The 24673-nt window shown below is 32.7% G+C and carries 31 protein-coding genes and 1 riboswitch; of the genes, 8 read left to right on the plus strand and 23 right to left on the minus strand.

Features of this window, described 5'->3' with window-relative positions:
• Positions 1-9: 9 nt before the first annotated feature.
• The 3 genes from aat to Q0857_RS01670 all read right to left on the minus strand — a co-directional run bounded on the left by aat (position 10) and on the right by Q0857_RS01670 (position 2002).
• Positions 10-633: a leucyl/phenylalanyl-tRNA--protein transferase gene (gene aat, locus Q0857_RS01660; RefSeq protein WP_298531194.1), complete on the minus strand. Its 624-nt coding sequence runs from the start codon at positions 631-633 to the stop codon at positions 10-12.
• An 87-nt stretch (positions 634-720) separates the two neighbouring features.
• Positions 721-1098: a DUF3127 domain-containing protein gene (locus Q0857_RS01665; RefSeq protein WP_298531196.1), complete on the minus strand. Its 378-nt coding sequence runs from the start codon at positions 1096-1098 to the stop codon at positions 721-723.
• 34 nt (positions 1099-1132) lie between these two features.
• Positions 1133-2002 carry a flavin reductase family protein gene (locus Q0857_RS01670; RefSeq protein WP_298531199.1) on the minus strand — a complete coding sequence of 290 codons (870 nt, stop codon included), beginning with the start codon at positions 2000-2002 and terminating at the stop codon, positions 1133-1135.
• A 200-nt stretch (positions 2003-2202) separates the two neighbouring features.
• Between Q0857_RS01670 and Q0857_RS01675 the strand changes: the two genes are divergently transcribed.
• The gene (locus Q0857_RS01675; protein WP_298531202.1) at positions 2203-3354 is read left to right on the plus strand and encodes a PAS domain-containing sensor histidine kinase; all 1152 of its coding nucleotides are present in this window, start codon (positions 2203-2205) and stop codon (positions 3352-3354) included.
• A gap of 2 nt (positions 3355-3356) precedes the next feature.
• The gene (locus Q0857_RS01680; RefSeq protein WP_298531205.1) at positions 3357-3707 is read left to right on the plus strand and encodes a hypothetical protein; all 351 of its coding nucleotides are present in this window, start codon (positions 3357-3359) and stop codon (positions 3705-3707) included.
• On the opposite strand, the gene Q0857_RS01685 is transcribed toward Q0857_RS01680, so the two are convergent.
• Positions 3702-4091 (minus strand): HIT family protein, encoded by a 390-nt coding sequence (locus Q0857_RS01685; protein WP_298531208.1) that lies wholly within the window; start codon positions 4089-4091, stop codon positions 3702-3704. The two genes, Q0857_RS01680 and Q0857_RS01685, sit on opposite strands and share 6 nt — an antisense overlap.
• Positions 4092-4133: 42 nt before the next feature.
• Positions 4134-4607 (minus strand): transcription elongation factor GreA, encoded by a 474-nt coding sequence (gene greA, locus Q0857_RS01690; RefSeq protein ID WP_298531210.1) that lies wholly within the window; start codon positions 4605-4607, stop codon positions 4134-4136.
• Positions 4608-4752: 145 nt separating this feature from the next.
• Between greA and Q0857_RS01695 the strand changes: the two genes are divergently transcribed.
• Positions 4753-5181 carry a hypothetical protein gene (locus Q0857_RS01695; protein WP_298531213.1) on the plus strand — a complete coding sequence of 143 codons (429 nt, stop codon included), beginning with the start codon at positions 4753-4755 and terminating at the stop codon, positions 5179-5181.
• Between the two features lie 3 nt (positions 5182-5184).
• Here Q0857_RS01695 and pnuC read toward each other — a convergent pair whose 3' ends face one another.
• The 9 genes from pnuC to Q0857_RS01740 all read right to left on the minus strand — a co-directional run bounded on the left by pnuC (position 5185) and on the right by Q0857_RS01740 (position 13255).
• Positions 5185-5754, minus strand: a complete 570-nt coding sequence (gene pnuC / locus Q0857_RS01700) for a nicotinamide riboside transporter PnuC (RefSeq protein WP_298531218.1) — start codon at positions 5752-5754, stop codon at positions 5185-5187.
• Complete coding sequence (locus Q0857_RS01705; RefSeq protein ID WP_298531219.1) at positions 5754-6461, minus strand: 2OG-Fe(II) oxygenase family protein; 708 nt, start codon at positions 6459-6461, stop codon at positions 5754-5756. Before Q0857_RS01705 ends, pnuC begins: the two co-directional genes overlap by 1 nt.
• A 76-nt stretch (positions 6462-6537) precedes the next feature.
• A complete protein-coding gene (locus tag Q0857_RS01710) occupies positions 6538-8703 on the minus strand; it encodes a TonB-dependent receptor (protein WP_298531221.1) in 2166 nt (721 codons plus the stop codon).
• 146 nt (positions 8704-8849) lie between these two features.
• A riboswitch (TPP riboswitch) is annotated at positions 8850-8941 on the minus strand.
• A 55-nt stretch (positions 8942-8996) separates the two neighbouring features.
• On the minus strand, positions 8997-9404 hold the full coding sequence (gene arfB, locus Q0857_RS01715) for an alternative ribosome rescue aminoacyl-tRNA hydrolase ArfB (RefSeq protein WP_298531223.1): 408 nt from the start codon (positions 9402-9404) through the stop codon (positions 8997-8999).
• Positions 9404-10954, minus strand: coding sequence for a DUF4301 family protein (locus Q0857_RS01720; RefSeq protein ID WP_298531226.1), 1551 nt, complete (start codon positions 10952-10954; stop codon positions 9404-9406). The genes arfB and Q0857_RS01720 overlap by 1 nt, the downstream gene beginning before the upstream one ends.
• Entirely contained in the window at positions 10941-11522 is a 582-nt protein-coding gene (locus tag Q0857_RS01725; RefSeq protein WP_298531229.1) for an ATP-binding protein, read from the minus strand. Before Q0857_RS01725 ends, Q0857_RS01720 begins: the two co-directional genes overlap by 14 nt.
• Before the next feature lie 91 nt (positions 11523-11613).
• Positions 11614-11874: a thiamine-binding protein gene (locus tag Q0857_RS01730; RefSeq protein ID WP_298531232.1), complete on the minus strand. Its 261-nt coding sequence runs from the start codon at positions 11872-11874 to the stop codon at positions 11614-11616.
• 32 nt (positions 11875-11906) lie between these two features.
• Positions 11907-12629, minus strand: coding sequence for a geranylgeranylglyceryl/heptaprenylglyceryl phosphate synthase (locus Q0857_RS01735; RefSeq protein ID WP_298531234.1), 723 nt, complete (start codon positions 12627-12629; stop codon positions 11907-11909).
• Positions 12629-13255: a 4'-phosphopantetheinyl transferase superfamily protein gene (locus Q0857_RS01740; RefSeq protein ID WP_298531237.1), complete on the minus strand. Its 627-nt coding sequence runs from the start codon at positions 13253-13255 to the stop codon at positions 12629-12631. Before Q0857_RS01740 ends, Q0857_RS01735 begins: the two co-directional genes overlap by 1 nt.
• A gap of 132 nt (positions 13256-13387) precedes the next feature.
• Here Q0857_RS01740 and ahcY point away from each other — a divergent pair, with 132 nt between their 5' ends.
• Positions 13388-14704, plus strand: a complete 1317-nt coding sequence (gene ahcY, locus Q0857_RS01745) for an adenosylhomocysteinase (RefSeq protein WP_298531239.1) — start codon at positions 13388-13390, stop codon at positions 14702-14704.
• Between the two features lie 177 nt (positions 14705-14881).
• Here the strand turns inward: ahcY and Q0857_RS01750 are convergent, their stop codons facing one another.
• The gene (locus Q0857_RS01750; protein ID WP_298531241.1) at positions 14882-15154 is read right to left on the minus strand and encodes a hypothetical protein; all 273 of its coding nucleotides are present in this window, start codon (positions 15152-15154) and stop codon (positions 14882-14884) included.
• Positions 15155-15248: 94 nt separating this feature from the next.
• Here Q0857_RS01750 and Q0857_RS01755 point away from each other — a divergent pair, with 94 nt between their 5' ends.
• Positions 15249-15722, plus strand: a complete 474-nt coding sequence (locus tag Q0857_RS01755; protein WP_298531243.1) for a DUF1569 domain-containing protein — start codon at positions 15249-15251, stop codon at positions 15720-15722.
• A 54-nt stretch (positions 15723-15776) separates the two neighbouring features.
• On the opposite strand, the gene rpmA is transcribed toward Q0857_RS01755, so the two are convergent.
• The 4 genes from rpmA to Q0857_RS01775 all read right to left on the minus strand — a co-directional run bounded on the left by rpmA (position 15777) and on the right by Q0857_RS01775 (position 18098).
• A complete protein-coding gene (gene rpmA, locus Q0857_RS01760; protein ID WP_298531245.1) occupies positions 15777-16037 on the minus strand; it encodes a 50S ribosomal protein L27 in 261 nt (86 codons plus the stop codon).
• A 25-nt stretch (positions 16038-16062) separates the two neighbouring features.
• Complete coding sequence (rplU, locus tag Q0857_RS01765; protein WP_298531247.1) at positions 16063-16578, minus strand: 50S ribosomal protein L21; 516 nt, start codon at positions 16576-16578, stop codon at positions 16063-16065.
• Between the two features lie 77 nt (positions 16579-16655).
• Positions 16656-17108 (minus strand): DUF4199 domain-containing protein, encoded by a 453-nt coding sequence (locus Q0857_RS01770; RefSeq protein ID WP_298531250.1) that lies wholly within the window; start codon positions 17106-17108, stop codon positions 16656-16658.
• Between the two features lie 99 nt (positions 17109-17207).
• On the minus strand, positions 17208-18098 hold the full coding sequence (locus tag Q0857_RS01775) for an EamA family transporter (protein ID WP_298531253.1): 891 nt from the start codon (positions 18096-18098) through the stop codon (positions 17208-17210).
• Between the two features lie 93 nt (positions 18099-18191).
• On the opposite strand from Q0857_RS01775, the gene Q0857_RS01780 reads away from it, so the two are divergent.
• The gene (locus Q0857_RS01780) at positions 18192-18698 is read left to right on the plus strand and encodes a heavy-metal-associated domain-containing protein (RefSeq protein WP_298531256.1); all 507 of its coding nucleotides are present in this window, start codon (positions 18192-18194) and stop codon (positions 18696-18698) included.
• Between the two features lie 55 nt (positions 18699-18753).
• Here Q0857_RS01780 and gldD read toward each other — a convergent pair whose 3' ends face one another.
• From gldD to mutY, 4 genes are all read right to left on the minus strand, one after another.
• The gene (gene gldD / locus Q0857_RS01785; protein WP_298531261.1) at positions 18754-19335 is read right to left on the minus strand and encodes a gliding motility lipoprotein GldD; all 582 of its coding nucleotides are present in this window, start codon (positions 19333-19335) and stop codon (positions 18754-18756) included.
• Positions 19335-20639, minus strand: a complete 1305-nt coding sequence (locus Q0857_RS01790) for a gliding motility-associated protein GldE (protein WP_298531264.1) — start codon at positions 20637-20639, stop codon at positions 19335-19337. The genes gldD and Q0857_RS01790 overlap by 1 nt, the downstream gene beginning before the upstream one ends.
• 51 nt (positions 20640-20690) lie before the next feature.
• Positions 20691-21149 carry a single-stranded DNA-binding protein gene (locus tag Q0857_RS01795; RefSeq protein WP_298531267.1) on the minus strand — a complete coding sequence of 153 codons (459 nt, stop codon included), beginning with the start codon at positions 21147-21149 and terminating at the stop codon, positions 20691-20693.
• Between the two features lie 87 nt (positions 21150-21236).
• On the minus strand, positions 21237-22280 hold the full coding sequence (gene mutY / locus Q0857_RS01800; protein WP_298531271.1) for an A/G-specific adenine glycosylase: 1044 nt from the start codon (positions 22278-22280) through the stop codon (positions 21237-21239).
• Between the two features lie 142 nt (positions 22281-22422).
• On the opposite strand from mutY, the gene Q0857_RS01805 reads away from it, so the two are divergent.
• Both Q0857_RS01805 and Q0857_RS01810 read left to right on the plus strand, forming a co-directional pair.
• Positions 22423-22713: an HU family DNA-binding protein gene (locus tag Q0857_RS01805; RefSeq protein ID WP_055442767.1), complete on the plus strand. Its 291-nt coding sequence runs from the start codon at positions 22423-22425 to the stop codon at positions 22711-22713.
• A gap of 343 nt (positions 22714-23056) precedes the next feature.
• Positions 23057-24604: a ribonuclease E/G gene (locus Q0857_RS01810; RefSeq protein WP_298531275.1), complete on the plus strand. Its 1548-nt coding sequence runs from the start codon at positions 23057-23059 to the stop codon at positions 24602-24604.
• Positions 24605-24673 lie beyond the last annotated feature (69 nt).

Genomic DNA, 24673 nt, shown 5'->3' on the forward strand with positions numbered 1-24673 from the left:
AACCTAAATTTATAAATATTCCATAAATTTACCTCTTATAATTTCTTCGGCTCCTAAGCTTTCCAAATGATTGGTGTAAACCTGGCAATCAATTAACTTATAATTTGTATTCTGAACAAAACTGATAAAAGCAACCTTACTGGCATTACTCTCTTTAGCAAACATACTTTCTCCCGAAAAAACATTATTCCCTAAATCTACGCCATACAGCCCCCCAATAAGCTTTTTATGGCTCCAAACTTCAACTGATTTAGCATAACCCTTTTCATGTAATTGAAGATAAGCCTCCATCATACTATCTGTAATCCATGTTCCTAATTGTCCATGACGTTTTATCTTTGAGCACTCCGTAATTACACCTTTAAAATCCTTGTTAATCGTAACCTCATAGTCTTTATTTCTCATTACTTGTTTCATACTCTTTGAAACTTTTAATTTTTCAGGAAATAACACAAAACGCGGATCGGGTGACCACCATAAAATTGGGGTATCTATTTCATACCATGGAAAAATTCCGCTTTTATAAGCAAGTAACAATCGTTCTGAAGATAAATCTCCTCCAATAGCCAGCAAGCCATCTACTGTAGCCTCATCAACATCTGGAAACCATAACTCTTGGGTTAAGTAATGCATGAGTTAAAAATAAAAAACCTCAACGTTAAAATAAACATTGAGGTCTAATTTTTCCAATTTCTGTTTTCACAGAAAAAGTTCTTTTAATTAAAATGGCAAATCATCATGATCATCTTCTTTTAAATCCCCAGCAGGTTCAAAAGCATCTGCAGGTGGCACTGGTGGCATGCTGTCACCAGATGCTTCAGATTGTACAGTTTCAATTCTCCATCCTTGAATAGAATTGAAATATTTAGTTTCTCCTTGAGGATTAACCCATTCTCTTCCTCGTAAATTAATATTAATCTTTACCTGTTGCCCAACTTGGTAATTGTTCAACAAATCAGTTTTATCTTGTACAAACTCCACCATTATATGCTGTGGATATTGCTCTTCAGTAGTTACTACAATTTCTCTTTTTCTGAACCCATTACTACCAAAAGTTTGAGTTTCTCCAACCATTTTAATTCTTCCTTGAACTTCCATTTACTTGTATTTATATTTATTTAATCGTTTTGTTTTAACTTAATAATAATTTCCATGCGCTTTGTACATCACCAAAACTCAAATAATTCCTTGCCAGTTTGTGTTTTTCTCTATGCGTTGCCCTTTTTATATTAGGATATCGTCCACCCACCTCTTCAATAAAAACTTCAACACTTTTTTTACTGGGCAATAATTCAACATTTGCCAACATACCCAAATCATTCCCTGTCAAAACCATACTGTTTTTAACATGATCTGGAAAACTATCAACTCCAATTCCAATATTTGATAATGGCTTAGGAATTTCAAAAAAACCTTTTCTTGCACGAGTATAATAACTCCCTCCAGCTCTGGCAACTAAATCTAACTTTTTCTGATTTATAGTTTCATTCTCATCTAATACATCATCATCAATATGCAATTTAACCACTTCACATATAATCAAATTCCCTGCTCCTCCTTCGGTTCCAAGTTTAACAATGTCATTTATCCTACACTCAAATTGAACAGGAGATTCGGCTACTCTAAAAGGTTTAACTAGGTCTGATTTAAGCATCGTTAAACCCGATTTTTCAAACTCATTAACCCCTTCTGGGTATTCTGAGCTACTTAACGACATTTGATGAACCATATCATAATTCACCACATTTACGACTACTTCTTTAGTAATTTCAGCATTACGTAAGGTATGCTTAATCGAATTATCTCTTACCCTTCTTGCAGGCGAAAAAATAAGCACCGGTGGATTTGCACTAAATACATTAAAAAAACTAAATGGCGCCAAATTAGGGTTTCCATCGCCATCAATAGTACTGGCAAAAGCAATCGGTCTCGGCGAAACAGCACTTAGCAAATAACTATGCAATTTACTCGTTGACAAACTTTTTGGATCGATTGAGGGCATTCCGCTTAATTACTTTTCACAAAACTAATCAAAAAAAACATGAAAATTTAAACTAGTTTTCAACATTAGTTTGCCTCTATCAACAATTTACAAATAATTCCATTAAAAGAAATGTAACCCATTCAAAAACTGATTTACTGACCAGTTGAGCAATAATATTAACAGATTTACATTATATTAGAAATCAAATTTAATGGTTCATGATTTTTGCAAAACATAGCAATGCTTTTCGTTGGATTATCATCATAGCATCCTTTACTATTGTTTCTCTTATTTTATGGAAAACTTATGAGTTTTTTCAACATTTCAAGGAAGAGGAACGGACTAAAATGGAAATTTTGTCTTTCGCTCAAACTGAATTAATCAATACAAACACCAACACCAATCTTGATCTTACACTTAAAATATTAAACAGTAATTCTAGTACTCCGGTATTAGAAATTAAAAATGATGGCACTATTGGTAGCCATTTAAATATTGATGATTTTAAAATAAATAATAAAAAGAAGGTAGAAAAGCTTATCGCTCTATTTAAAGATGAAAACACCCCAATTGAGGTATTCTTTGAGGGTCGACTACATAGCACCATTTATTATGGAAATTCACCATTACTTAATAAATTAAAGTATTACCCGCTTGCTTTATTACTCATTGTTTTTCTTTTTGGAGCCTTGATTTTCTTCTTTTATAGCAGTACTAAAAATGCTACTCAGAATAAATTATGGTCTGGTATGGCCAAAGAAACCGCACACCAAATAGGCACTCCATTGTCTTCTCTAATTGGCTGGACAGAAATTTTGAAAACTGAAAACATCAACCCCGATTACATTACTGAAATTGAGAAAGATGTAGATCGATTAAAAACAATAACTGAACGTTTTAGTAAAATAGGATCTTTACCTACTCTAGAACAAGCGGATATTATTAAAGAAACTCTTGAATCTTACGAATACCTTAAAGCGAGGTCTTCAAAACTTATTGAATTTGAAATAATTACTCCTAAAGGAGAAATAATAGTAGATCTTAACAAGCAACTTTATAGTTGGACTATTGAGAATTTAGTTAAAAATGCTATTGATGCCATGAAAGGCAGAGGCCAATTAACTATTGAAATATCTCAGCTTGAAAACAACGTAAAAATATTAATTAGGGATACCGGAAAAGGTATATCAAGAAAGAATTTTACTAAAATATTTGAACCAGGTTTTACTTCCAAAAAACGTGGCTGGGGCTTAGGTTTATCTTTAACAAGACGAATTATAGAAGATTTTCATAATGGAAAAATCAAGGTATTGGAATCTGAGAAAGGAAAAGGTTCAACTTTTCAAATTAGTTTAAAACGTAAAGTTTAAACATGTCTGAAACATTTATAGACATAAAAGAAGTTGCTATAAACAATAACTGTCCGGAATGCTACAGTAAAGATGGTCTGCGCCTAAAATTCAAACAAAAATGTATTAACACTAAGCTGTACAAATCAATTACTTCCGAAATAAAACACGAAATTGCTTGTAAAACTTGTAATTCCTTAATTTATCCTGTGCAATGGACAGACGATATCGAACGGGTCTTTGAGTACCAAAAAAGAGCTTTTACTCCAAAAGCAAAATCGACTTATTTAAAAAAAACATCTTGGCTTATTATCGGAATCATGGCTATAATATGTTTCATCATAGCCGGTATTATTATTTACACCCAACTATAACTGAGCATTTATAGCTGCTGCTAGTTCTTGAAAATCTTCTGAAGATAATGTTACTTTTTTAATAAAGCGCGCATCATCCATAGAATTTAAAGGGATTAAATGAACATGAGCATGAGGAACTTCTAAACCAATAATACTCATCCCAATACGATCGCATGGAATAACTTTTTTTAAAGCTAACGCTACCTCTCTAGAAAAAGACATTAAACTATTATAAGTCTTCTCGTCCAATTCAAAAACCTTATCAATTTCTTTTTTAGGAATACAAAGCGTATGTCCTTTTGTGTTTGGAGCAATATCTAAAAAAGCCAAAAAATCATCATTCTCAGCGACTTTATAACATGGAATTTCGCCGTTAACTATTTTAGTAAAAATGGAAGACATCGTTTTTATTTAATTAAGCTTTCTCCGAAAAAACATTATTATTTAACGTGATATTTCAATTACATCAAACTTCATAACACCATTTGGCACTTGAATTTCAGCTACATCACCAACCGATTTCCCTAAAAGACCTCTGCCTATAGGAGAATTCACAGATATCTTACCAGACGCCAAATCTGCCTCACCATCAGCTACCAATGTATAATTCATCTCCATACCATTGGTTTGATTTTTTATTTTCACTTTAGAAAGCACTAAAACTTTTGAGTTGTCTAACTGAGACTCATCAATTACGCGAGCTCCAGCTAAAGCATCTTCTAATTTCGAAATTCGCATCTCAAGCATACCTTGCGCTTCTTTAGCAGCATCATATTCGGCATTTTCGCTTAAATCCCCTTTATCTCTAGCTTCGGCAATTGCTCTTGAAGCCTTTACACGCTCTACATCTTTAAGTTGTTGCAACTCATCTCTTAATTTTTTTAATCCCTCTGGTGTATAGTATGATACTTTACTCATAACTTCATCGTTTTATTTAATAAAAGATGCTGAAATAAATTCAGCATCAAAAAAATCCCGTTTGCACGAGATTGAATAACAAATATACAAAATATTCCAGTCAGTTTACTTTTTGTTGTAAATTGCCGCTTTAATTTTCATATCAATGAGGTCATTTTTAATTCTCTTTTCTGTCCTGCTAGTAATCTCTTGTAGCAGCAACTCTAATAACGACCCTGAGTGCAACTTTTTATTAGATATTGGAGTAAATTTTAATATCAATTTAAGCCTTCCACAATATAGTCAACTAAATTTCGCAGGCAATTCTATTTATATCCCTAATCAAGGAAATGCTGGCGTAATCATAGCAACTACAGGAGCTGATTTTTATGCTTGGGATGCTGCAGACCCAAACCTCGAACAATCTGCGTGCTCTGTAATAGATCCTGATGGGTTATTTGGAGAAAGTAGTTGCGATGACGGAAATAGATATGATTTTATTACTGGAAGACCACAAAACAATGATGGCTTAAGATGTTCCTTAAAAAATTATAGAATTGAAAAATCGGGAAATATCTTAACTATCTTTAATTAAAATTTAAACGCGTTTTTCTGCCATTTTCTTTTTCCATTGAAAATAGCCTACAAAAGAAAACACAAAATACACAAAAGTTAAAAATGTGTAATAGTTTAAATCTCGATTTAAATACAAGACAATAGTTACGGCATTAATTACAATCCAAAACTTCCACGATGCCAGCTTTTTTTTAGCTTCCAAATAACTTGCAATAAAACTAAAAACCGTTGTATGGGCATCTAAATAAGGCATTTTGGCGCTGGTATAATTATCAAACCCAAAAGCTAGCAACAAAGACAATATTTCACCTATGAAAAGCAATAATAAATAAGTACTTAAAGGATAATCGCTAACTAGAAAATCCTTATTATTCTTGGAAGACTTCTTCCAATGGATAAAGCCATAAATACCTATAAGCACATAATAAATGCATAAAATGGATTCAGAATAAAGGCCCGTTCTATAAAACAAGACAATACTTGTTAAAGACCCAAGCACACCAAATACCCAACAAATAATTTTTTCTTTTATCAAAAAAACCAAATAGGCTAACCCGAATACTACGGCTATAATTTCTAAATATATATCCATCAAAACAAAGATAAGTAGTCATTAAAATAAGTTTCACTTGAAAAATTTAAACCTTGAAACTCAATATTTATATCAGGTTTAGGTATTGAAAAAAATGCAAATGAAAATCGCTCTTTAGGCATCCCCGAGAAATCAACCTGATGCTCTAAAGCTTTATATTTTCCATTAGTAAGATATTCTAACAAGTACCCCGGAAATATAAGAACATCATCTGACGCAAAAAGCGCTTCACTCTTTTGGTGTTCTTTTTGAAAAACAAATCCTTCATCAATTCCAAAAACAAAAACTGTAAACAGCGATACGTCAATGTGTTTAGACAGCCTTAACGCATCTGTAGAAACAGTCTTTTCTACCACGGGATAATAATTACAGGACAACATATGACCTACTGAATTCCCGTAAAACTCTAGCAAGCCATCCACATTTAATTTTTGAATTAGGTTCAATTCGATGCTCTCAATTTTCGAAATTAAATTGGTCCACTCTGCATTGAAAAAACCACGAAATTCAGATGGGAATTTTTCAGTTTCTGAAAACTCAGATAACACAAATGAATGTAATAAATCTGTATCATATTGATTACTACTATCTTTTTGCCCCATATACGAATAGCCATCAAAACCAGTATTAAAATATGCCTGTAGAAATTGTTTTCTATAAACTTCTGGCTGCTTTAAGAAATCCGAAAAAGAATGTTTCAGTAACATATCAGAAGATTTAGGAACTGTAGTTTTAACAATCCCTAAATCCTGACTAGATATATTTTCTCGATTAGTAATGCGCTTAAAATTTCAAAGTAAGTCCTGCCAAAAAATTAGTAGTTGCTTGGGGATAATACCCCGCAAAATATCCTGTTGTTACGCCTGAAGGGCTAGAAGAATCATCATAATCAAAAGACCCAAAATACCCATTAGACACATACTTTACATTAAAAATATTATTTACCAAAGCAGATAATACAATAGACTTAAATATTTTATTAGGTTTAATTTCATAGTTGATATTAAAATCGTTCACAAAATAGCTATCAAGTTTTGATTCATCATTATCAATATTACCCATATACTGTTCTCCCACAAATTTACTCAATAGCGAAAGTTGTAAGTTTTCAATAGGATAAAAATTAAACGCATTTCCCAAAACAACTTCGGGAGAAAATGAAATATTTGTATCGCCCAAATTCACTAATTCTCCATTTATGGTCGACCTAAAATCTTTATTTTTATTACTACTCAGAGCTACATTTAAACTCATATTAAAATTTTCAGTAAACATAATATTTCCATCAACCTCAATACCTAATCTATAACTTTTACCACTTGTAGCTCTAATTGGACTTCCTACATCATCAAGTTCTCCGGTTAAAACAAGTTGGTTTTGATAAAACATATAATATAAATTTGTATTCACCCTAATTCTATTCTTATTGAATCTCCACCCTAGTTCAATATCGTTAAGTGTTTCATGTTCCGTCACACCTGCTTTAAAATCATCTCGATTGGGTTCCCTATTAGCACGAGCATAAGACGCATAAAGGCTATTAAAATCATTAGATTTATATGTAAAACCTCCTTTAGGGTTGAAAAAGCTAAAATTAGCATCAGTAATAAAGGGAACGCCATTTGATTCTAATCCATTCGTTTTGTAGTCTACAAAACGTCCTTGTATATCTACAAACCCCGTAAACTTATTAGTCAGCTTAAACGTAGCTTTTGAAAACACACTTAAATCATTTTTAGTCGCATCTCCTTGATAATATCTATCTCTAATATTTGCATCTTCCGAAAACTCTCTTGCCCAAATAACTTCGCCAAAATGGTCTCCCGAATATGTGTTAAACGATACACCAGATATAACCTCGAAAGCATTTTTCTTATAAGTTACATTAGCGTTAATAACGTAAAAATCGTTATCCAACCAACGGCGTCTTATAACATCAGTAATTGGGTTATTATCTTCGTCTACATCAGTTGCAAGTACAATCCCATTATACAAATCAATCTCATCTGTACCCTCTTCAAATTGTTCAAAATACCCCTTTCCTTTTGTATAATTCAGTCCTAAGGTCGTAGACCAATTGTTATTTAAACGTTCGTTCCAATGTAGCTGATAATGATCTTGCCAATAATTATCAGTCTCATTATCGTAGGTATAAGGATTTTGCCTTCTATTTTCTTCTAGCTGATCTGCTGTTAAACCAAACCATGCCTGATACGTTTGTTCCTGACCGCCAAATGTTATAGCCTTAATTAAAGTATTATCATCTTTATAGACACCTTGTAAGAAGTACGATTTTAAATCTGTAAAAGCCCTATCAATATAACCATCAGAATAAATTTTTGAAAGTCGTCCGGAAATTTCAAAATGATCGTTTAATAAGCCTGTACTCATTTTAACAGTATGCTTTCTCGTATTGTAACTACCAAAGCTATTTGAAATCTCTCCTGAAGCTTCATCTGAATTTGCATCGGTTAATAGGTTTAAACTTGCTCCAAAAGCTCCAGAACCATTTGTAGAAGTACCAACACCGCGTTGCAACTGCAAACTTTCTGTAGAAGATGCAAAATCACCCAAATTAACCCAAAATGTTCCTTGACTCTCAGGATCATTATAAGGTATTCCATTGATAGTAACATTTACGCGTGTCGCATCTGTACCACGAACACGAATTCCTGTATAACCAACACCAGCGCCAGCGTCACTGGTAGTAACAACTGATGGCAAGTAATTTAACAAAACAGGTATATCCTGCCCTAAATTTCGTTTTGCAAGTTCTTCTTTAGACACATTGCTATGTGTAATTGGAGAATCTGCATCAACTCTTACTGCTTTTACTAAAACCTCATCAAGTTTTTCTGTTTTAGTTGAATCTTGTACGGTTTGATTTTGTTGTGCATTAGCACTGACTGATAACACTAATAGTGTTAAAAAAAGAAATAAATTTTTCATTACGATTATTTAAAATCGAATAAAAAGAGGTCATTATTCTTTAATAGTTATTAATAAATTTTGAAGCACTATGCTTCGTTTTACTTGAGCTTATGTTAAAACTATCAAGTTAAAAACTCCATAGCAGTAACTTAAAAAGGTTTAACACTTTTTTAAACTCATATCCCTAAACAGCATTACCTGTTCTAGGTTCATTGGGTATGATCTCAGCCGATAATAGGCACCCCTTTTTTGAGAACGCTGCAAAAGTAACAACGATTTATGAAATATGAATTATGAATTGAGAATTATTTTTAATCTAAGTCTGGTTTTCTTCTATTTACCTTTTTATCTGAAAGAAACTTTTTATTTTTAAGCCGTTTTCGAATAACCGATTTTGGTGTTTTAGTAGAAATTCTTTTTTTAGGAATAATCAATGATGCTTTTATCAATTCTAAGAACCTTTTTATAGTAAGTGTTTTATTTTTATGTTGACTTCTACTTAAACCGCATTGCAAAACCAGAACACCCTCTTTTGATAATCTATTTTGAAGTTTCTTCTTAAGGCGTTTTTTTTGATCTTCATTAAATACAGACGATTTATTTAAGTCGAATATTAACTCAACTTTTGAAGCTACTTTGTTTACATGCTGCCCACCACTACCTGAACTTCTAATGGCTTTAAAACCTAATTCCTGTAATAGATCTTCTTCATTAAACATTATGATGCTTGATGGGCAGGTTTTAATAAATCGTTAACCGTTTTTACTGGATTAAAAGTTTCTAACGGTACTTCAACAAAAATGGAATTCCAATACGCCATACTTCCATTCCATAAACCAGGAAGTTCGAGCGCCTTAATATCAACACCATTTTGTGTTTTCATGGTAATAAATGCAGCTTCTGGATCAACAAAGTCTTTCAAATTAAACTTTTCTCCTTTATAATTTTTAACACCACAAACCAAATCTGTAGGGTTAAAATGAGTTGCCTTATAAACTAACCCTTGCTGGTTTTTTCTTCTAAAGTCAATTTGAGCGAACTCAACAATTTGAAGTGATACATTACCATCTTGATCCTTTACCCAAAAGGGTCCACCTCCTGGCTCTCCTTCATTTTTAACCATACCACACACTCGAATGGGTTTATTTAATTTTTCTTTTAAATACTTCGCCTTTTCTGTTAATGAGTAACTCTCAAAATCCACAGTTACCGGAACATTTAATCTATACCGCAAAAATAAAACCATGACCTTTAAATCGGCTTCAGAAACATCTTCGGTATCCAATTTCTTCAAATAAGAAAAAATCTTTTGTTGTGCCTCAAGTAATACACCAGCCAATAGTTTCTTATAATTAGACACATGGATATTCTTTTTTGAAACAACAATGTTATCTATATTTTTAATAAAAATGATGTCATTATCTAAATCATTCAAATTTTCAAGAAGGGCTCCATGTCCTGCTGGTCTAAATAAAATTGAACCATCTTCATTTCTATAAACCTTTCCTTTTTTTGTTAAAGCAACGGTTTCAGTAGCTTCTTTTTGATAAGAAAAAGATACTTTAAAAGATGAATTTGTCTCATTCTCTAATTGCTTTTTAAATCGATTGAATTCTTCAATAAAATACTGATGATGTTTTTCGGAGACTGTGAAATGAAGATTCGAAATATTATTAGAGGACGCATACAAAGTAGACTCAAACAAATGCTCTTGAAAAGCTGTAATGGCATGATTACCATATTTATGAAATGGCAATAACCCCTTAGGAAAAAAGCTGTAATTCAACCCATCTTGATCTAACATGGTTTTTACAAATTCATAACACTTTTCGCCTTCACTTAATGATTCAAAATTAGAATTTGTTGCTACAGCTCTTTTTACAACATCATCATAAAATGGAAACTGATTAAGGCTAGCGACAAAATTTTCTAATAATCCGTCATTTTTTCGTTCAATATGGGTTTTCAGATTATCCTTCAAAGGGTCAAAATCCTTCAAAAATTGAAATAAAAACTTAAACATTCGCGTTGCCGCACCAGAGGCCGGAACGAACTTTAAAATTGATAAAGACTCTTTATTATCTTCAAAAAACTTAACAAGCTCTAGAGTTTCTTTTTCATCATAACTTTCAATTCCTTTTCCTATTGTCGCTGCAGAAATTAAATTAGAATAAGACATACCGTCCTTCAAACGTTTAATTTGAGAATTAACCTGATCTATACTTATTCCTTTATTTTGTATTTGCTTAATATCTTTATCTGTAAACATTAGCCTTTTCTTTCAATAGTTTATCAATCTGCGCAACCGCATTTTTAAGACGTTCTTCTTTACTTCCTTTTAACAAAAAAAAAGGTCTCTTGTGTCGAATTAGTGTCTTTTGAAAAGCTTCAAACATTTTTAATCTTTCCTCTGGTTTATCTCTTAAATCATCAGCTTCCCAGGGGGTATCAATATAAGTTAAAAAATACAAATCGTAAGTATTTTCCAATGCATATTTTTCAAGAATTGGATCGCAACTGCCTAAGTAATAAACTTCTGAATACACTTTAGTTTCTAATAAATCTGTATCACAAATTAAAACAGAATTCGCCTTCTGAGCCAAATCGTTTTCAAGACGCATCTGCCCCTCTGCAATGGGTAACAAATCATTCGGTTCACAGATTTTTCGTTCATTATTCCATTTGTTTTGAAGATATTCTCTAGCATACTCAGGTACCCAAACTGAATTGTAGTGTCTTGCTAATTGTTTTGATAGAGTTGTTTTCCCAGTAGATTCTGGTCCAAATAAGACTATTTTCAAACAATTTGCTGCGTCTTGTTTATACTTCTTTCCCATACTAAATAATCAAAAACAGGTAAAGAATATTCCTTTATAATACGATGGTAATATATCAATAGTCTCATAATCGACATTTTGCAAAAAATAATCAAAAATGAGGTTCATAATCTTGTCTGTCAGATTTTACTATTTTCATATAAAGCAACCCTTTTTCAATAAGTTCAAAGGCTTCTTTTATTTCCGTTGAAAGCAAATGCATGACTTCATCATACTCTCCATAAACTTGCGTACTTAAAGGATTTTCTAAAACCCTCAAATTCGAAGCCCTAAGCTTTTTTATGAAATGAATAATTGCTGGTTCAAAATCATCTTGAAGTGGCGTTAAGGTTAATTCTACAGATATTTTCATTCGTTTCTCTTTTTTATAACATTCAGACAAATTTACTTCCGCAATTCATCAAAAAACAATTCATCTTCCTCAAAAGCCGTACCAATTACCGCTAAATCTGCACCTGCATTAAAAACAGTATCCAATTGTTTTCTATTTCTTATTCCTCCTCCTACAATTAAAGGAACATTTAATTCATTTTTCACACGCATAATAATCTCTGCCGATAAGAACTCCTGTGCTCCACTACCTGCTTCTAAATAAACAAGTTTCATTCCTAACAACTCTCCGGCACAAGCTGTATCTGTAATATTTCGAATAGTATTTCTAGACAAGGGCTTAGTATTTGTAACCCTTTCAACAGCAGCAACTTTCCCACTTTCAATTAAAATATACCCTGTTGGAATAATTTCCAAATTAGAACCTTTAAGCTTAGAGACAGCATCAACATGCTTCCCAATTAAGTAATCTGGATTTCGTCCTGAAATCAAAGATAAAAACAATAATGCATCGGCTTTATTTGTAATTTGAGTCACATCTCCAGGAAATAAAACAACTGGTAGTTCTGTATATTTTTTTATTTCATGAACTAATTTCTCAGTAGCTAAAACTTCCACAGTACTACCTCCAACAAAAATATGAGTTGCAATTGATTCATTTACCTTCTCAAAAAAACTAGAAGTATTTTCTAGAGAAAACTTATCGGGATCAATTAAAACAGCTAAAAGCTTTTGTCCTTTCTTAATGGAATATAATATGTCTTGATAAATAGTCATTAAGCAATGGTATAAGCACAAGTAAAACCTTCAAATTCTAAAAAGTGAATTGTATACCTATACTTTTTGTTTTCATAATCAATCCAGGCAACAGTCTGATCATCATTAAGCGAAAAAGGAATTACCAACAAACAGTTCTTGAAACTCAATCCGGGTGTTGCAAAAAGCTTATACAAGGACTCTTTTACACACCAAATAGCAGTAAGTTTTTTAATATAATCTGGATGGTTTTCATTTAAGTAATCGAACTCATAACCAATAAATTTATGTGCGATTATTGTAATTTTGTCTCGGTGTTTTTCAATATCAATCCCAACCGTTAAATCACCTATAATAACTGCAGAAAAATTAAATGAATGCGTAATTGATATTTGCTTACCATTCTTTAAATGCGGCTTTCCGTTTTCGTCATAAGACAAATCCAGATCAGTATATCCGAACTCACGCAACAAATGCCTAACACTTAAAAAACCACGTTGATGCAATACACTTTTCATCCCCAAAACACGTTCTAAAGTATTTGGTTTTAAAGTTAGTGGCTTTATCAAATCATCAAAAGACTCCTCAATCTTCCAAATTTTAACAGTAGTTTGTGAATTTGCAACAATGGTTTTAAATAGAGGCATTTACTTTTCTGAAAGTTATTGGTTATCTTTGCACCGCCTAAAGCGAATGTAATATTATGGTTAGCGAATTTAAGTATTTTAAGTACTAATCACAATGAAGTTTAGATTTTAAAACAAAAAGAAAAAATTGATATGAGCACAAAAACAATTCCTTACGTAGCTAGCAAAGTAAAAGACATTACTCTTGCAGATTGGGGACGAAAAGAAATAGAATTAGCTGAAGCAGAAATGCCAGGTTTAATGAGTCTTCGTGAAGAATACAAAAACGAGCAACCATTAAAAGGTGCCCGTATTGCTGGATGTTTACACATGACTATCCAAACAGCTGTTTTAATTGAAACTTTACAAGCTTTAGGTGCTGAAGTTACTTGGAGTTCTTGTAACATATTTTCAACACAAGATCAAGCTGCTGCTGCCATTGCTGCTGCTGGAACCGCTGTTTATGCCTGGAAAGACATGACAGAAGAAGAATTTGATTGGTGTATTGAGCAAACTCTATTTTTTGGAGAAGACAGACAACCACTAAACATGATTCTTGATGATGGTGGTGATTTAACTAATATGGTATTAGATAAATACCCAGAATTAGCTGCAGGAATAAATGGTTTGTCGGAAGAAACAACTACTGGTGTTCACAGACTCTACGAACGTGTAAAAAATGGCACTTTACCAATGCCAGCTATTAACGTTAACGACTCTGTTACAAAATCTAAATTCGATAACAAATACGGATGTAAAGAATCTGCAGTTGATGCTATTCGTCGTGCAACCGATATTATGCTAGCCGGAAAACGTGTTACCGTTTGTGGTTATGGCGATGTAGGAAAAGGTACAGCCGCTTCTTTTAAAGGTGCTGGAAGTATTGTAACAGTAACCGAAATCGATCCTATTTGTGCGCTTCAAGCGGCCATGGACGGTTTTGAAGTTAAAAAACTAGAAACTGTAATTGGTAATACTGATATTGTTATTACAACTACAGGTAATAAAGATATCGTTCAAGCCCGTCACTTCGAAGCTTTAAAAGATAAAGCCATTGTATGTAACATCGGACATTTTGATAATGAAATCGACATGGCTTGGTTAAACGAAAACCACGGTCATACTAAAAATACTATTAAACCTCAAGTAGATAAATATAACGTAAACGGAAACGACATTATCATTCTTGCTGAAGGCCGTTTAGTAAATCTAGGTTGCGCTACAGGCCACCCAAGTTTCGTAATGAGTAATTCATTTACAAACCAAACTTTGGCACAAATAGAACTTTGGAATAATGCTGATGCGTACAAAAACGATGTATACATGCTTCCTAAAGCATTAGACGAAAAAGTGGCAAAATTGCACTTAGCAAAAATTGGCGTAGAATTAACAGAACTTCGCGACGACCAAGCAAGTTATATAGGTGTAACTGTAGAAGGCCCATATAAGCCAGAACATTACAGATATTAAGAAATTGTCATACTGAACTCATTTCAGTAACACACAAAATATAGAATCCCAAGCAGAAATGTTTGGGATTTTTTTTACTTGTGCGTTACCCACAAGGGGTCGGGCTTTCGGGAGTCGCTCCCTCCTGCATCGGGGAGCTTCAACAAATCCCTCAATCCCTAACGCGAAAACGCATTACTATTCATCAACCATATCTTCTTCAAAATACCACCACAAACTGGAGTCAATAGAAGTTTTCATTTTATTAATATCTGCGTCCTCATTTATAAATACGGTAATATTTTCACCAACTCTATTCTGTCCTTGAGTTTCTCTAAGCTCAATCATTTCTATTTCATTAAAGTGCTCTAAGTGCTTTTTTATTCTTTCAACTAATGATTCATCACTCAAATAAATTTTAATGGTAGGGCGCGATGGGGAATTTCTAATTTCAGATCTAAACGGCAGCATAATCATGTAATTTTAAGTCAAACAATCTGTGATTGCGAATGCAATACTCTAAAGTTAAGAATTTAATTAATATCTTTTAAAATAATTTTGGGTCATGACGGAAAAACGTACAACTACTTTAATCAAATTATTAAGTGCAATTGAAACTAATATTCCACATTTCGAAAAAAGAAATTCATCAGTTTCTCAGGTTACCATTGGCTGGCACTTAAACCATACCTTAAAAGTTATAAATCGAGTTACAGCAATTTTAATTAAGACTAACCCAGAGAAATACAAAAAGAAGTTCAATTTAATGCGAGCTACACTATTCCCATTGTGCTATATTCCACGCGGCAAAGCCAAAGCTCCTAAAGTAGTAATCCCATCAAAAATCATTACTAAAGAAGATATAATCAATCAGCTTCAAGAAGCTAAAATTCAAATAGAAAAAACAAAGTCACTACCAAAAAAGTCCCATTTTATACATCATATTTTTGGCATGCTCTCAAAGAAACAAACCTTATATTTTTTAGAAATGCACACCAAACATCATTTAAAAATCGTCAACGATATTTTGAATAAATAAAAAACCCTTCCTGTTTCCAGAAAGGGTTTTATAATCTTTTAAGAAAAATATTTCCTAAGCTTCAAAAGGCTCAATAGAAACATAAGATTTATTATCTCTTTTCTTAGTAAACTTAACTACACCATCAACTTGTGCGTGTAAAGTATGATCTTTTCCTTGGTATACATTCTCACCTGGGTGATGTGTATTACCACGTTGTCTTATGATAATATTACCAGCTAATGCAGCTTGACCACCAAAAATCTTAACACCTAAGCGTTTCGATTCTGATTCTCTACCATTTTTCGAACTTCCGACTCCTTTTTTATGTGCCATTTTATTTCGATTTTAATTTTTATAATTAACTTAAAGCAGCAATTAAATCAGCTTTCTTCATAGAAGAAATACCTTCAATACCTCTTTCTTTAGCGATAGTCTTCAATTCAGCAACTGTTAATTTGCTTAAATCTTGAGTTTCTTCAGCTTTTGGAGCTGTAGCTTCTGCTTTAGCCTTAGGTTCTGCTTTCTTTTCTGCTTTTTTTACTGGGGCAGCTTTCTTAGCTCCAGAAGCAGCAATACTTTCAATTACAATTTCAGTTAAAGACTGACGGTGACCATTCTTAACACGGTAACCTTTACGTCTTTTCTTTTTGAAAACTATAACTTTATCACCTTTAAGGTGCTTTAAGACTTTTGCTCCTACTTGAGCTCCGTCTATAGCCGGGGCGCCTACAGTTACATTGTCACCATCACCAACTAAAAGAACATTATCGAAAGAAACTTTCTTACCTTCTTCTGTTTGCAAACGGTTAACAAAAACTTTTTGGTCTTTTTCAACTTTAAATTGTTGCCCTGCTATCTCTACAATTGCGTACATAGCGTAACGTTTTTATTAATTTATTTGTTTAAAAAATGAGTGCAAATATACTCCTAATTAATTAAACTACAAACGTTTTATTGATTTTGAGGAATATTTCTGGTGTTTTTAAAAAACTGCATAACCGTGAGCGCAGAAACCACACTAGTAGCTATACCCATTATAGCTACAACAAAGGTTACCATACCTACGTCTGCATTAAAACCACCTTTAATAGTTTGTAATAATTGTGGAAGAAATTCAAGATTAACTTCTGTGGTATAAAACAAGAAAAAAGCAGTAAAAACTAAGGTTGCTATAAAGCCCGTAATTATGCCTGTTTTAAAACCTTCTCCATAAGAAAAGCCAGAAGGATTTTCAAGTTTACTCAAACGCACCGCTTCATAAACACCTAAACCTGTAATGATAGCATTTACAAAACTAAATGCTGGATTAATGTGCTTATTCACCATGGCTAAAACTAAAAAATACGCTATTAAAACTGCTCCGGTTACCAAACCAAAACGAATAGGGAGTGATATTTTTTTCATAATAATCGTTGAGTTAATTCTTTTAAATTTCGTGAAAATTCCTGAATAAAAATAATTTAAGCGCATAATTCTTGATTTCCAAGCAGCTGATTTGAAGTATTATGCGTTAATTTTTGGCTGTTTTTTATGAGACAAATACACTCCAAACAGAATAATTAAACTCGCTAACGCTTGAAGCCAACCAAAAGTTTCACCATCAATAAAACCCCACATTAAAGCCACAATTGGCATAATATAAGTTACAGAGGAAGCAAATACAGGTGTAGACATTTGAACCAACTTATTAAATAATATCTTAGCCACCGCAGTTCCAAAAAATGCTAAAATAGTAACGTACACCATCGACATTTTAAAATTTGGATGACTCAACGTCCTTTCAGAGAAGAAATCTGTACATAGCAAAACTATAACCGCTGGAATAAATATCCCTACAAAGTTACCTGTTGCTATGGTTAATGGTTTTACGTGCTGTAAATAGCGCTTAATGATATTCACATTAGCAGCGTACATAAGGGTAGATAAAATTACAAAAATGGCATACAAATAATTTTGCCCAGGATTTAAATCAGCGCCCTTCAAAATTAAAATAGTAGTCCCTAAAAATCCAATAATTACACCTAACATCTGTCTTTTGGTCGAAGCTAATTTGAATACGGCAAAACCCAATAAAATAGTATTTAAAGGCACTAGCGAATTTAAAACAGAAACTACGGCACTATCTATCTGCGTTTCAGCAATAGCAAAGAAAAAAGAAGGAATTAATGACCCAAAAACTCCAGAAATAACAATCCATTTCCAGTCAGACTTCTTTATGGTTTTAATAGTTCTATACCCCAAAGCAAACAAAAAGAGACCCGTTATTATAATTCTTAAAGCTCCGAGCTGATAAGGTGTTAAGCCCAAAAGCGCCTTTTTAATCAAAATAAATGAACTTCCCCAAATCAAGGACAAAACAAAAAGATAAAGCCATTTTCGGTTTATACCGTTCATATAGTTGATTTTAAAATCACAAAACTCAGCTTTTTAATGCAATAAACGGCATTATTTATTAGATTTGTGACTATTATTTTAATAACATACCCAATGAAAAACATAAAACATATTTTAGTATTTGCACTAATAGCAACGTTTACTTTTAGTTGTAAAAACAATACCAAACCTGAGGTTAAGACTGTTGAAGTTGAAACTGAATCTGAAGTAGTAAAGGAGCTTGACACCAATGCTACTTATGCCAAAGCAGAATTCACCATTGACGGAATGACCTGCGCTATTGGATGTGCAGCAACTATTCAAAAGAAAATTGCTAAAATGGATGGTGTTAAATCTGCTACCGTTGATTTTGACACAAAGCTTGCCATGGTTGAATATAATGAAGCTAAAGTAACGCCAATTACGTTGGAGGAAGCTGTTGGAAAAGTTTCTGACACTTATAAAGTAAGTGATATGAAAACTATTGAAGACTTCTCGACCAAAAAGTCCTCTTCGGATGATTGCAAAAAAGAATGTTGTAAAGCTGGCGTAAAGGGTGAAGAAAAAATGGCTTGTAAAGCAGATTGTAAAAAAGTGTGCAGCGCTAAAAAAGAAGCTTAATTAAAAAAGCTTCTGAATAAAGACTAGAAAAGGTTTCTCATTGAGGAGCCTTTTTTTATTTCCAGGTCACGCTTTCCATAATGCGCTTTATATCTTTTTGTAAATAATGCGCCGCTGGAAGAATAGAATCGTAATTGGGTTTTGCATAAAAATACAAGGACCCTGTTAAAAAATGATTAACACTATCGGTAACATAAAATTGCGCAGGTGATGCTACATTACCCTTCACTTCAGCAAAAGCACCATAAACCTTGCGTTCCTTATTTTCATATGGAGTTACCGGTATCTCATCAGCCTTTACAGTATGCTTTTGTGTTAAATTCTGTGCATCTCTTAAAAAATCTCTAAGATTCTTTTCATCCTTATTGATTCCTTTATAGGTTAAAAATATAGTCCCTTTTAATTCAGGATATTCTAAGTTCAAACCATAGCTCTCAGTAGACGCTTTTACTTTTTTCAATGTAATATCTGAGGCTAATTCGTTAATCTCAAAAGAAAAAGGTAATTCTAAATTAGACTCAGTATATTGTGCTTTGGGGTATTCTAATCGTAATTCCGCTTTTGGTTTGGGCACGTAATCGCCTCCGCACGAAAAAGCAAATAAAATTAAAAAAAGGATATTGAATGATTTTGTCATTAGGTAATTGTAAATTTTACAAGTTTAATTCGCTTCTTATCTAAGGCTTCAATAGTAAAAACATAATTTTCAAAATTTATCTTACTATTCAATTTTGGAAAACTTCCTGATGTCTCTAAAACAAAACCCGCAATAGTTTCCGCCTCACCTTTATTCTCCTCAAAAATAGCATAATCTTCAATCTTTATTATTTTATAAAAGTCTTTTAAAGCTGTTTTTCCTTCAAACACATAGTTATTATCATCTAACTTGGAATACGTTAAATCTTCATCATCAAACTCATCGCTTATATCTCCTACTATCTCTTCTATAATATCTTCTAAAGAAATCAATCCAGAAGTCCCCCCATATTCATCTACAACGACAGCCAAATGCACTTTCTTTTCTTGAAACTCCGCCATCAAATCATCTAACTTCTTATTCTCAGGTACAAAGAAAGGCTCACGAATAAGAGTGGTCCAGTCAAATTGTTTTCTATCAATGTAGGGTAGTAAATCCTTCACATAAAGAATACCCTCAATTGTATCTACATTATCTTTATACACAGGAATTCTAGAATACCCGTTTGTAATAATATCCGGCATAATCTCTGAATAATTTTGTTCAATATTCAGCGCAAAAATATCAATACGCGGTCTCATAACCTGTTTTGTATCTGTATTCCCAAAAGACACAATACCTTGTAAAATCTTTTGTTCTTCTGTAGTGGTATCTTCCTCACTTGTTAATTCCAAGGCTTGAGATAATTGGTCTACACTAATATTCGATTTTTGTTTACCCAGTTTATTATGAATACCCAAAGTCACGCTTCGCATAGGCAAACTTACTGGCGACAGAATTACATCTAAAAACCGAAGCGGGTAAGCCATAAAAGTAGCGAATTTTACATTATTTCTACTCGCATAAATTTTAGGAAGTATTTCTCCAAAGAGCAATATCAAGAAAGTAACGACAACTACTTTTACCAAAAACTTCACTTCAGGACTTGCTATATTACCAAACATAACATCTCCCAAAAAGGCGAATAAAAGAACTATCGCTATATTGATGAAGTTATTAGCCACCAATATGGTTGCTAGTAATTTTTTAGGACGATCTAATAGTTTAGAAATTATTTCTATGCGCTTGGACTTTTGTTCTAACCCTTCTTCAATATCAGCAATATTTAGTGAAAAAAAAGCTACTTCAGCACCAGAAATAAGTGCAGAACAAACTAAAAGCAGAAACAGCAAAGCAAAACTGAAAACAACTGAAACATCAATTGCCATTATTAGAATCAATAAACTCGCGGGGTCAGGATCCAAATACTTCTGGTTTAGTTAAACATAGTGCTTTGACAAACATCAAAAACATTCTTAAAATGGTAAATCATCATTATCATCTACAGCAGGTTGTTCACTAGCTGGTTTTTGTTGAGCCGCAACAGGATTTTGAGCTACAGGCGCTGTACTTTGGGCATTATTATTAGCACTTTCTTTTTTAGTTGACAGAAAGGTAAAATCGTTACATTGAATTTCTGTAGAATAGCGTTCATTACCCTTATCATCAGTCCATTTTCTGGTTTTCAATCTACCTTCAATATATACTTTATCGCCTTTACTTAAGTACTTTTCGCAAATTTCAGCACCTTTATTCCTAACCACAATATTATGCCATTCGGTATTTGTAATACGCTCGTTAGTTTGCTTACTGGTATAAGTTTCATTAGTAGCTAAAGGAAAACGTCCAATGCAACCACCACCTTCAAAATAATGCATTTTTATTTCATCTCCCAAATGCCCAATAAGCATTACTTTATTTAAAGTTCCTGACATAATTATTATCAAATTAGAAAAGCAAAATTAGTTAATTACTTCACATGTCTTTAAAATTAATAAAAAAATATGATTGTAATAACTAAACTACTCAAAATTAAAGGCTTCAATAAAATTCTCAATTAAAATAGGCACTGGATAGTCCCGAACACGTCTTAAATCAATCCCTTCTGTATCAACACTTTTGGTGTTCACAATCCAAAATCTTGTATATAAATGTTGATGCGATAATTTGTGTACAATAGCGTCCTTATTATATAGTACTAATTCAAAAGATTTATTTCTAACATAATTACTTTTCTCAACAGCTTCAGAAATAGTTGCTGGAGTTACTACCTCAGTCGTTTCTATTAAAGGAAACTGATATAAGTTTTGCCAAATCCCTTTGCCTTCTCGCTTTTCTAAAATCGTTTTTCGATCTTCAGAAATAAAGACTATAAAATTAAAAAACTTATTCTTTGCTTTCGCTGATTTAATTTTAACTGGCAATTCTCCAATACGGTTTTCACTGAAAGCAATACAGCTATTCTGAAACGGACAAATATGGCAATCTGGGTTTTTAGGTTTACACTGCGTAGCACCAAATTCCATAGCCGCTTGGTTAAAATCAGCCGGATTCTTAGCATCAATAAGTTCTTGAGCTAAAGCCTTAAACTCCTTAACTCCTTTTGAAGAATTTATTGGCGTATTAATCCCAAAATATCTGGATAGCACTCTGTAAACATTCCCGTCTACTACGGCAGCCACTTCATTAAAACAAATAGAGGCAATGGCACTTGCTGTATAATCACCAACGCCTTTTAGTTTTTGCAAGTCCTTATATGTATTTGGAAATTCTCCTTTCAGATCATTTGCAACATATTTTGCAGAAGCATGTAAATTTCTTGCCCTTGAATAATACCCCAACCCTTGCCATAATTTTAAAACATCACTTTCATTGGCATTCGCCAAGTCAAAAACGGTTGGGTAATTACTAACAAAAGCTTCATAATATGGTAACCCCTGTTTCACTTGTGTTTGCTGTAAAATAATTTCAGACAGCCATATATAATAAGGGTTTTTAGTTTCTCTCCAAGGCAATATTCGCTTATTATTTGAGTACCAGCGTATTAAGGTTTTCGAAAATATCATTAATTCATTTCATCAGACACACAAAAATAAACGTTTATAATATTAAATTTTAGTGAATTAGGTTTGAAATATTGAATATTAAATGCATATATTTGCATCCCTTTTATAATTTATAGTAACCCAATAAAATAAAATATTAAAAATGACGAAGGCTGATTTAGTAGCAAAAATTTCTGAGAAATTAGGAATTGAAAAAGGTGATGTTCAAGCAACTGTTGAAACATTTATGGAAGAAGTAAAAACATCTTTAGAAGGTGGTGATAATGTTTACTTAAGAGGTTTTGGAAGCTTTATAATTAAAACAAGAGCTGAAAAAACGGGTAGAAATATTTCAAAGAATACTACTATCAAAATACCTGCTCATAATATCCCTGCATTTAAGCCTGCAAAAGTTTTTGTAGAAGGCGTTAAGACAAATGTAGACGTTAAATAAAACAGACACGTGCTGAATTTGTTTCAGTATTAAAACCGAATTATTAATTTAAAAGACACTATTTATGCCAAGTGGTAAAAAACGTAAAAGACATAAGGTAGCGACGCACAAACGTAAAAAACGTAGACGCGCTAACCGTCACAAAAAGAAAAAATAAATCAAAAAAGTAGTTAGGTTAACTACTTTTTTTGATTTAAAAAGTAAGAAGTTCTTTGAAATGAGTTCATTAATTTTTTTAGCACCAAAAGGTGTATTTTGAACTCCACGGATTAAATCCTGTGATAAAAAATAATGTATAATCCATCTGTTACTTATTTATTAGTGATAGATTAAAATTAACACAATGGATAAAGAATTGATCATTCGATCTAGTTCCGACAATGTTGATTTTGCCTTATTAAAAGATGGAAAACTTATTGAATTACAAAAGGATGAAGATAGTAACGACTTCTCTGTTGGTGATGTGTTTATAGCCAAAATAAGAAAAGCCGTTCCTGGACTAAATGCTGCATTTGTGAATGTAGGTTATGAGAAAGATGCATTTTTGCATTATCATGATTTAGGGCCAAAACTACCTTCGCTTTTAAAATTCACAAAACGTGTAAGCACAGGTAAACTAAAAGATTTTTATTTAAAAGATTTCCCATTTGAAAAAGATATTGAGAAAGACGGCAAAATTGTCGACGCCTTAAAATCTAATCAATCGCTATTAGTACAAATCGTAAAAGAACCTATATCAACCAAAGGCCCTAGAATAAGCTCAGAGCTTTCTATTGCTGGTAGATATATTGTTTTAGTTCCTTTTTCAAGCCGAATTTCTATTTCGCAAAAAATAGAAGATCGCGAAGAAAAAGACAGACTAAAACGTTTGGTAAAGAGTATTACTCCCCAAGGTTTTGGAGTTATTGTACGTACGGTAGCACAAGGCAAAAAAGTAGCTGAGCTAGATAAAGATTTACAAAATTTGCTTAGTCGATGGACGGCAATGTGTAAAAAGCTACACCGAGCACATCATCCCAGTAAAGTATTGGGAGAAATGAATAAAGCCTCGTCAATTTTACGAGACATATTCAATGATACCTTTACGGGAATAACTGTTGATGATGAAGAGCTCTATTATCAAATCAAAGATTACGTGCAAGAAATTGCACCTCAAAAAGAATCAATAGTTAAATTGTATCAGTCTAAAAATCCAATTTTCGAAAAATTTGGAATTGAAAGACAGATAAAAACCTCGTTTGGCAAAACAGTATCTATGGCCAAAGGTGCATATTTAGTAATAGAACATACTGAAGCACTCCATGTTATAGATGTAAATAGCGGAAACCGCTCAAATAAAGCCAATAATCAAGAGGATACAGCATTAGAAGTTAACTTAATAGCCGCTACAGAAATGGCACGCCAATTACGTTTACGTGATATGGGTGGTATTATAGTAGTAGATTTTATTGATATGACCAATGCTGAAAATAGGCAAAAGCTTTTTAATCACCTTCGCGATGAAATGAAGGATGATAGAGCAAAACACAAAATATTGCCTCCAAGTAAATTTGGATTGATACAAATAACAAGACAACGTGTTCGCCCGGAAATGAACATTAAAACCCGCGAGGAAAACCCAGACGGAATTGTTAATGGCGCTGAGGTTGAAGCCCCAATTGGGCTGGTACAAACCATTAATCACGATCTTGAAAAACTATTTAAAAAAGACTACAAAAAGGTGACCTTAAACACGCATCCTTTTATAGCTGCCTTTTTAACAAAAGGTATTCCATCTATACGTTCTAAATGGTTTTTAGAACACAAAAAGTGGGTGAAAATTTTACCTAGAGATGCTTACACATACTTAGAATATCATTTTTTCGATAAAGATGGTAATCAAATTAAATAATTAAAAAACCCTTACTTGTAAAAGTGAGGGTTTTTTGCTTTTATCTAGTTTTGTAACTTCGAGTAATCC

Origin of the sequence: uncultured Algibacter sp. (assembly GCF_947495925.1) — a bacterium.
Classification (GTDB): Bacteria; Bacteroidota; Bacteroidia; order Flavobacteriales; family Flavobacteriaceae; genus Algibacter_E.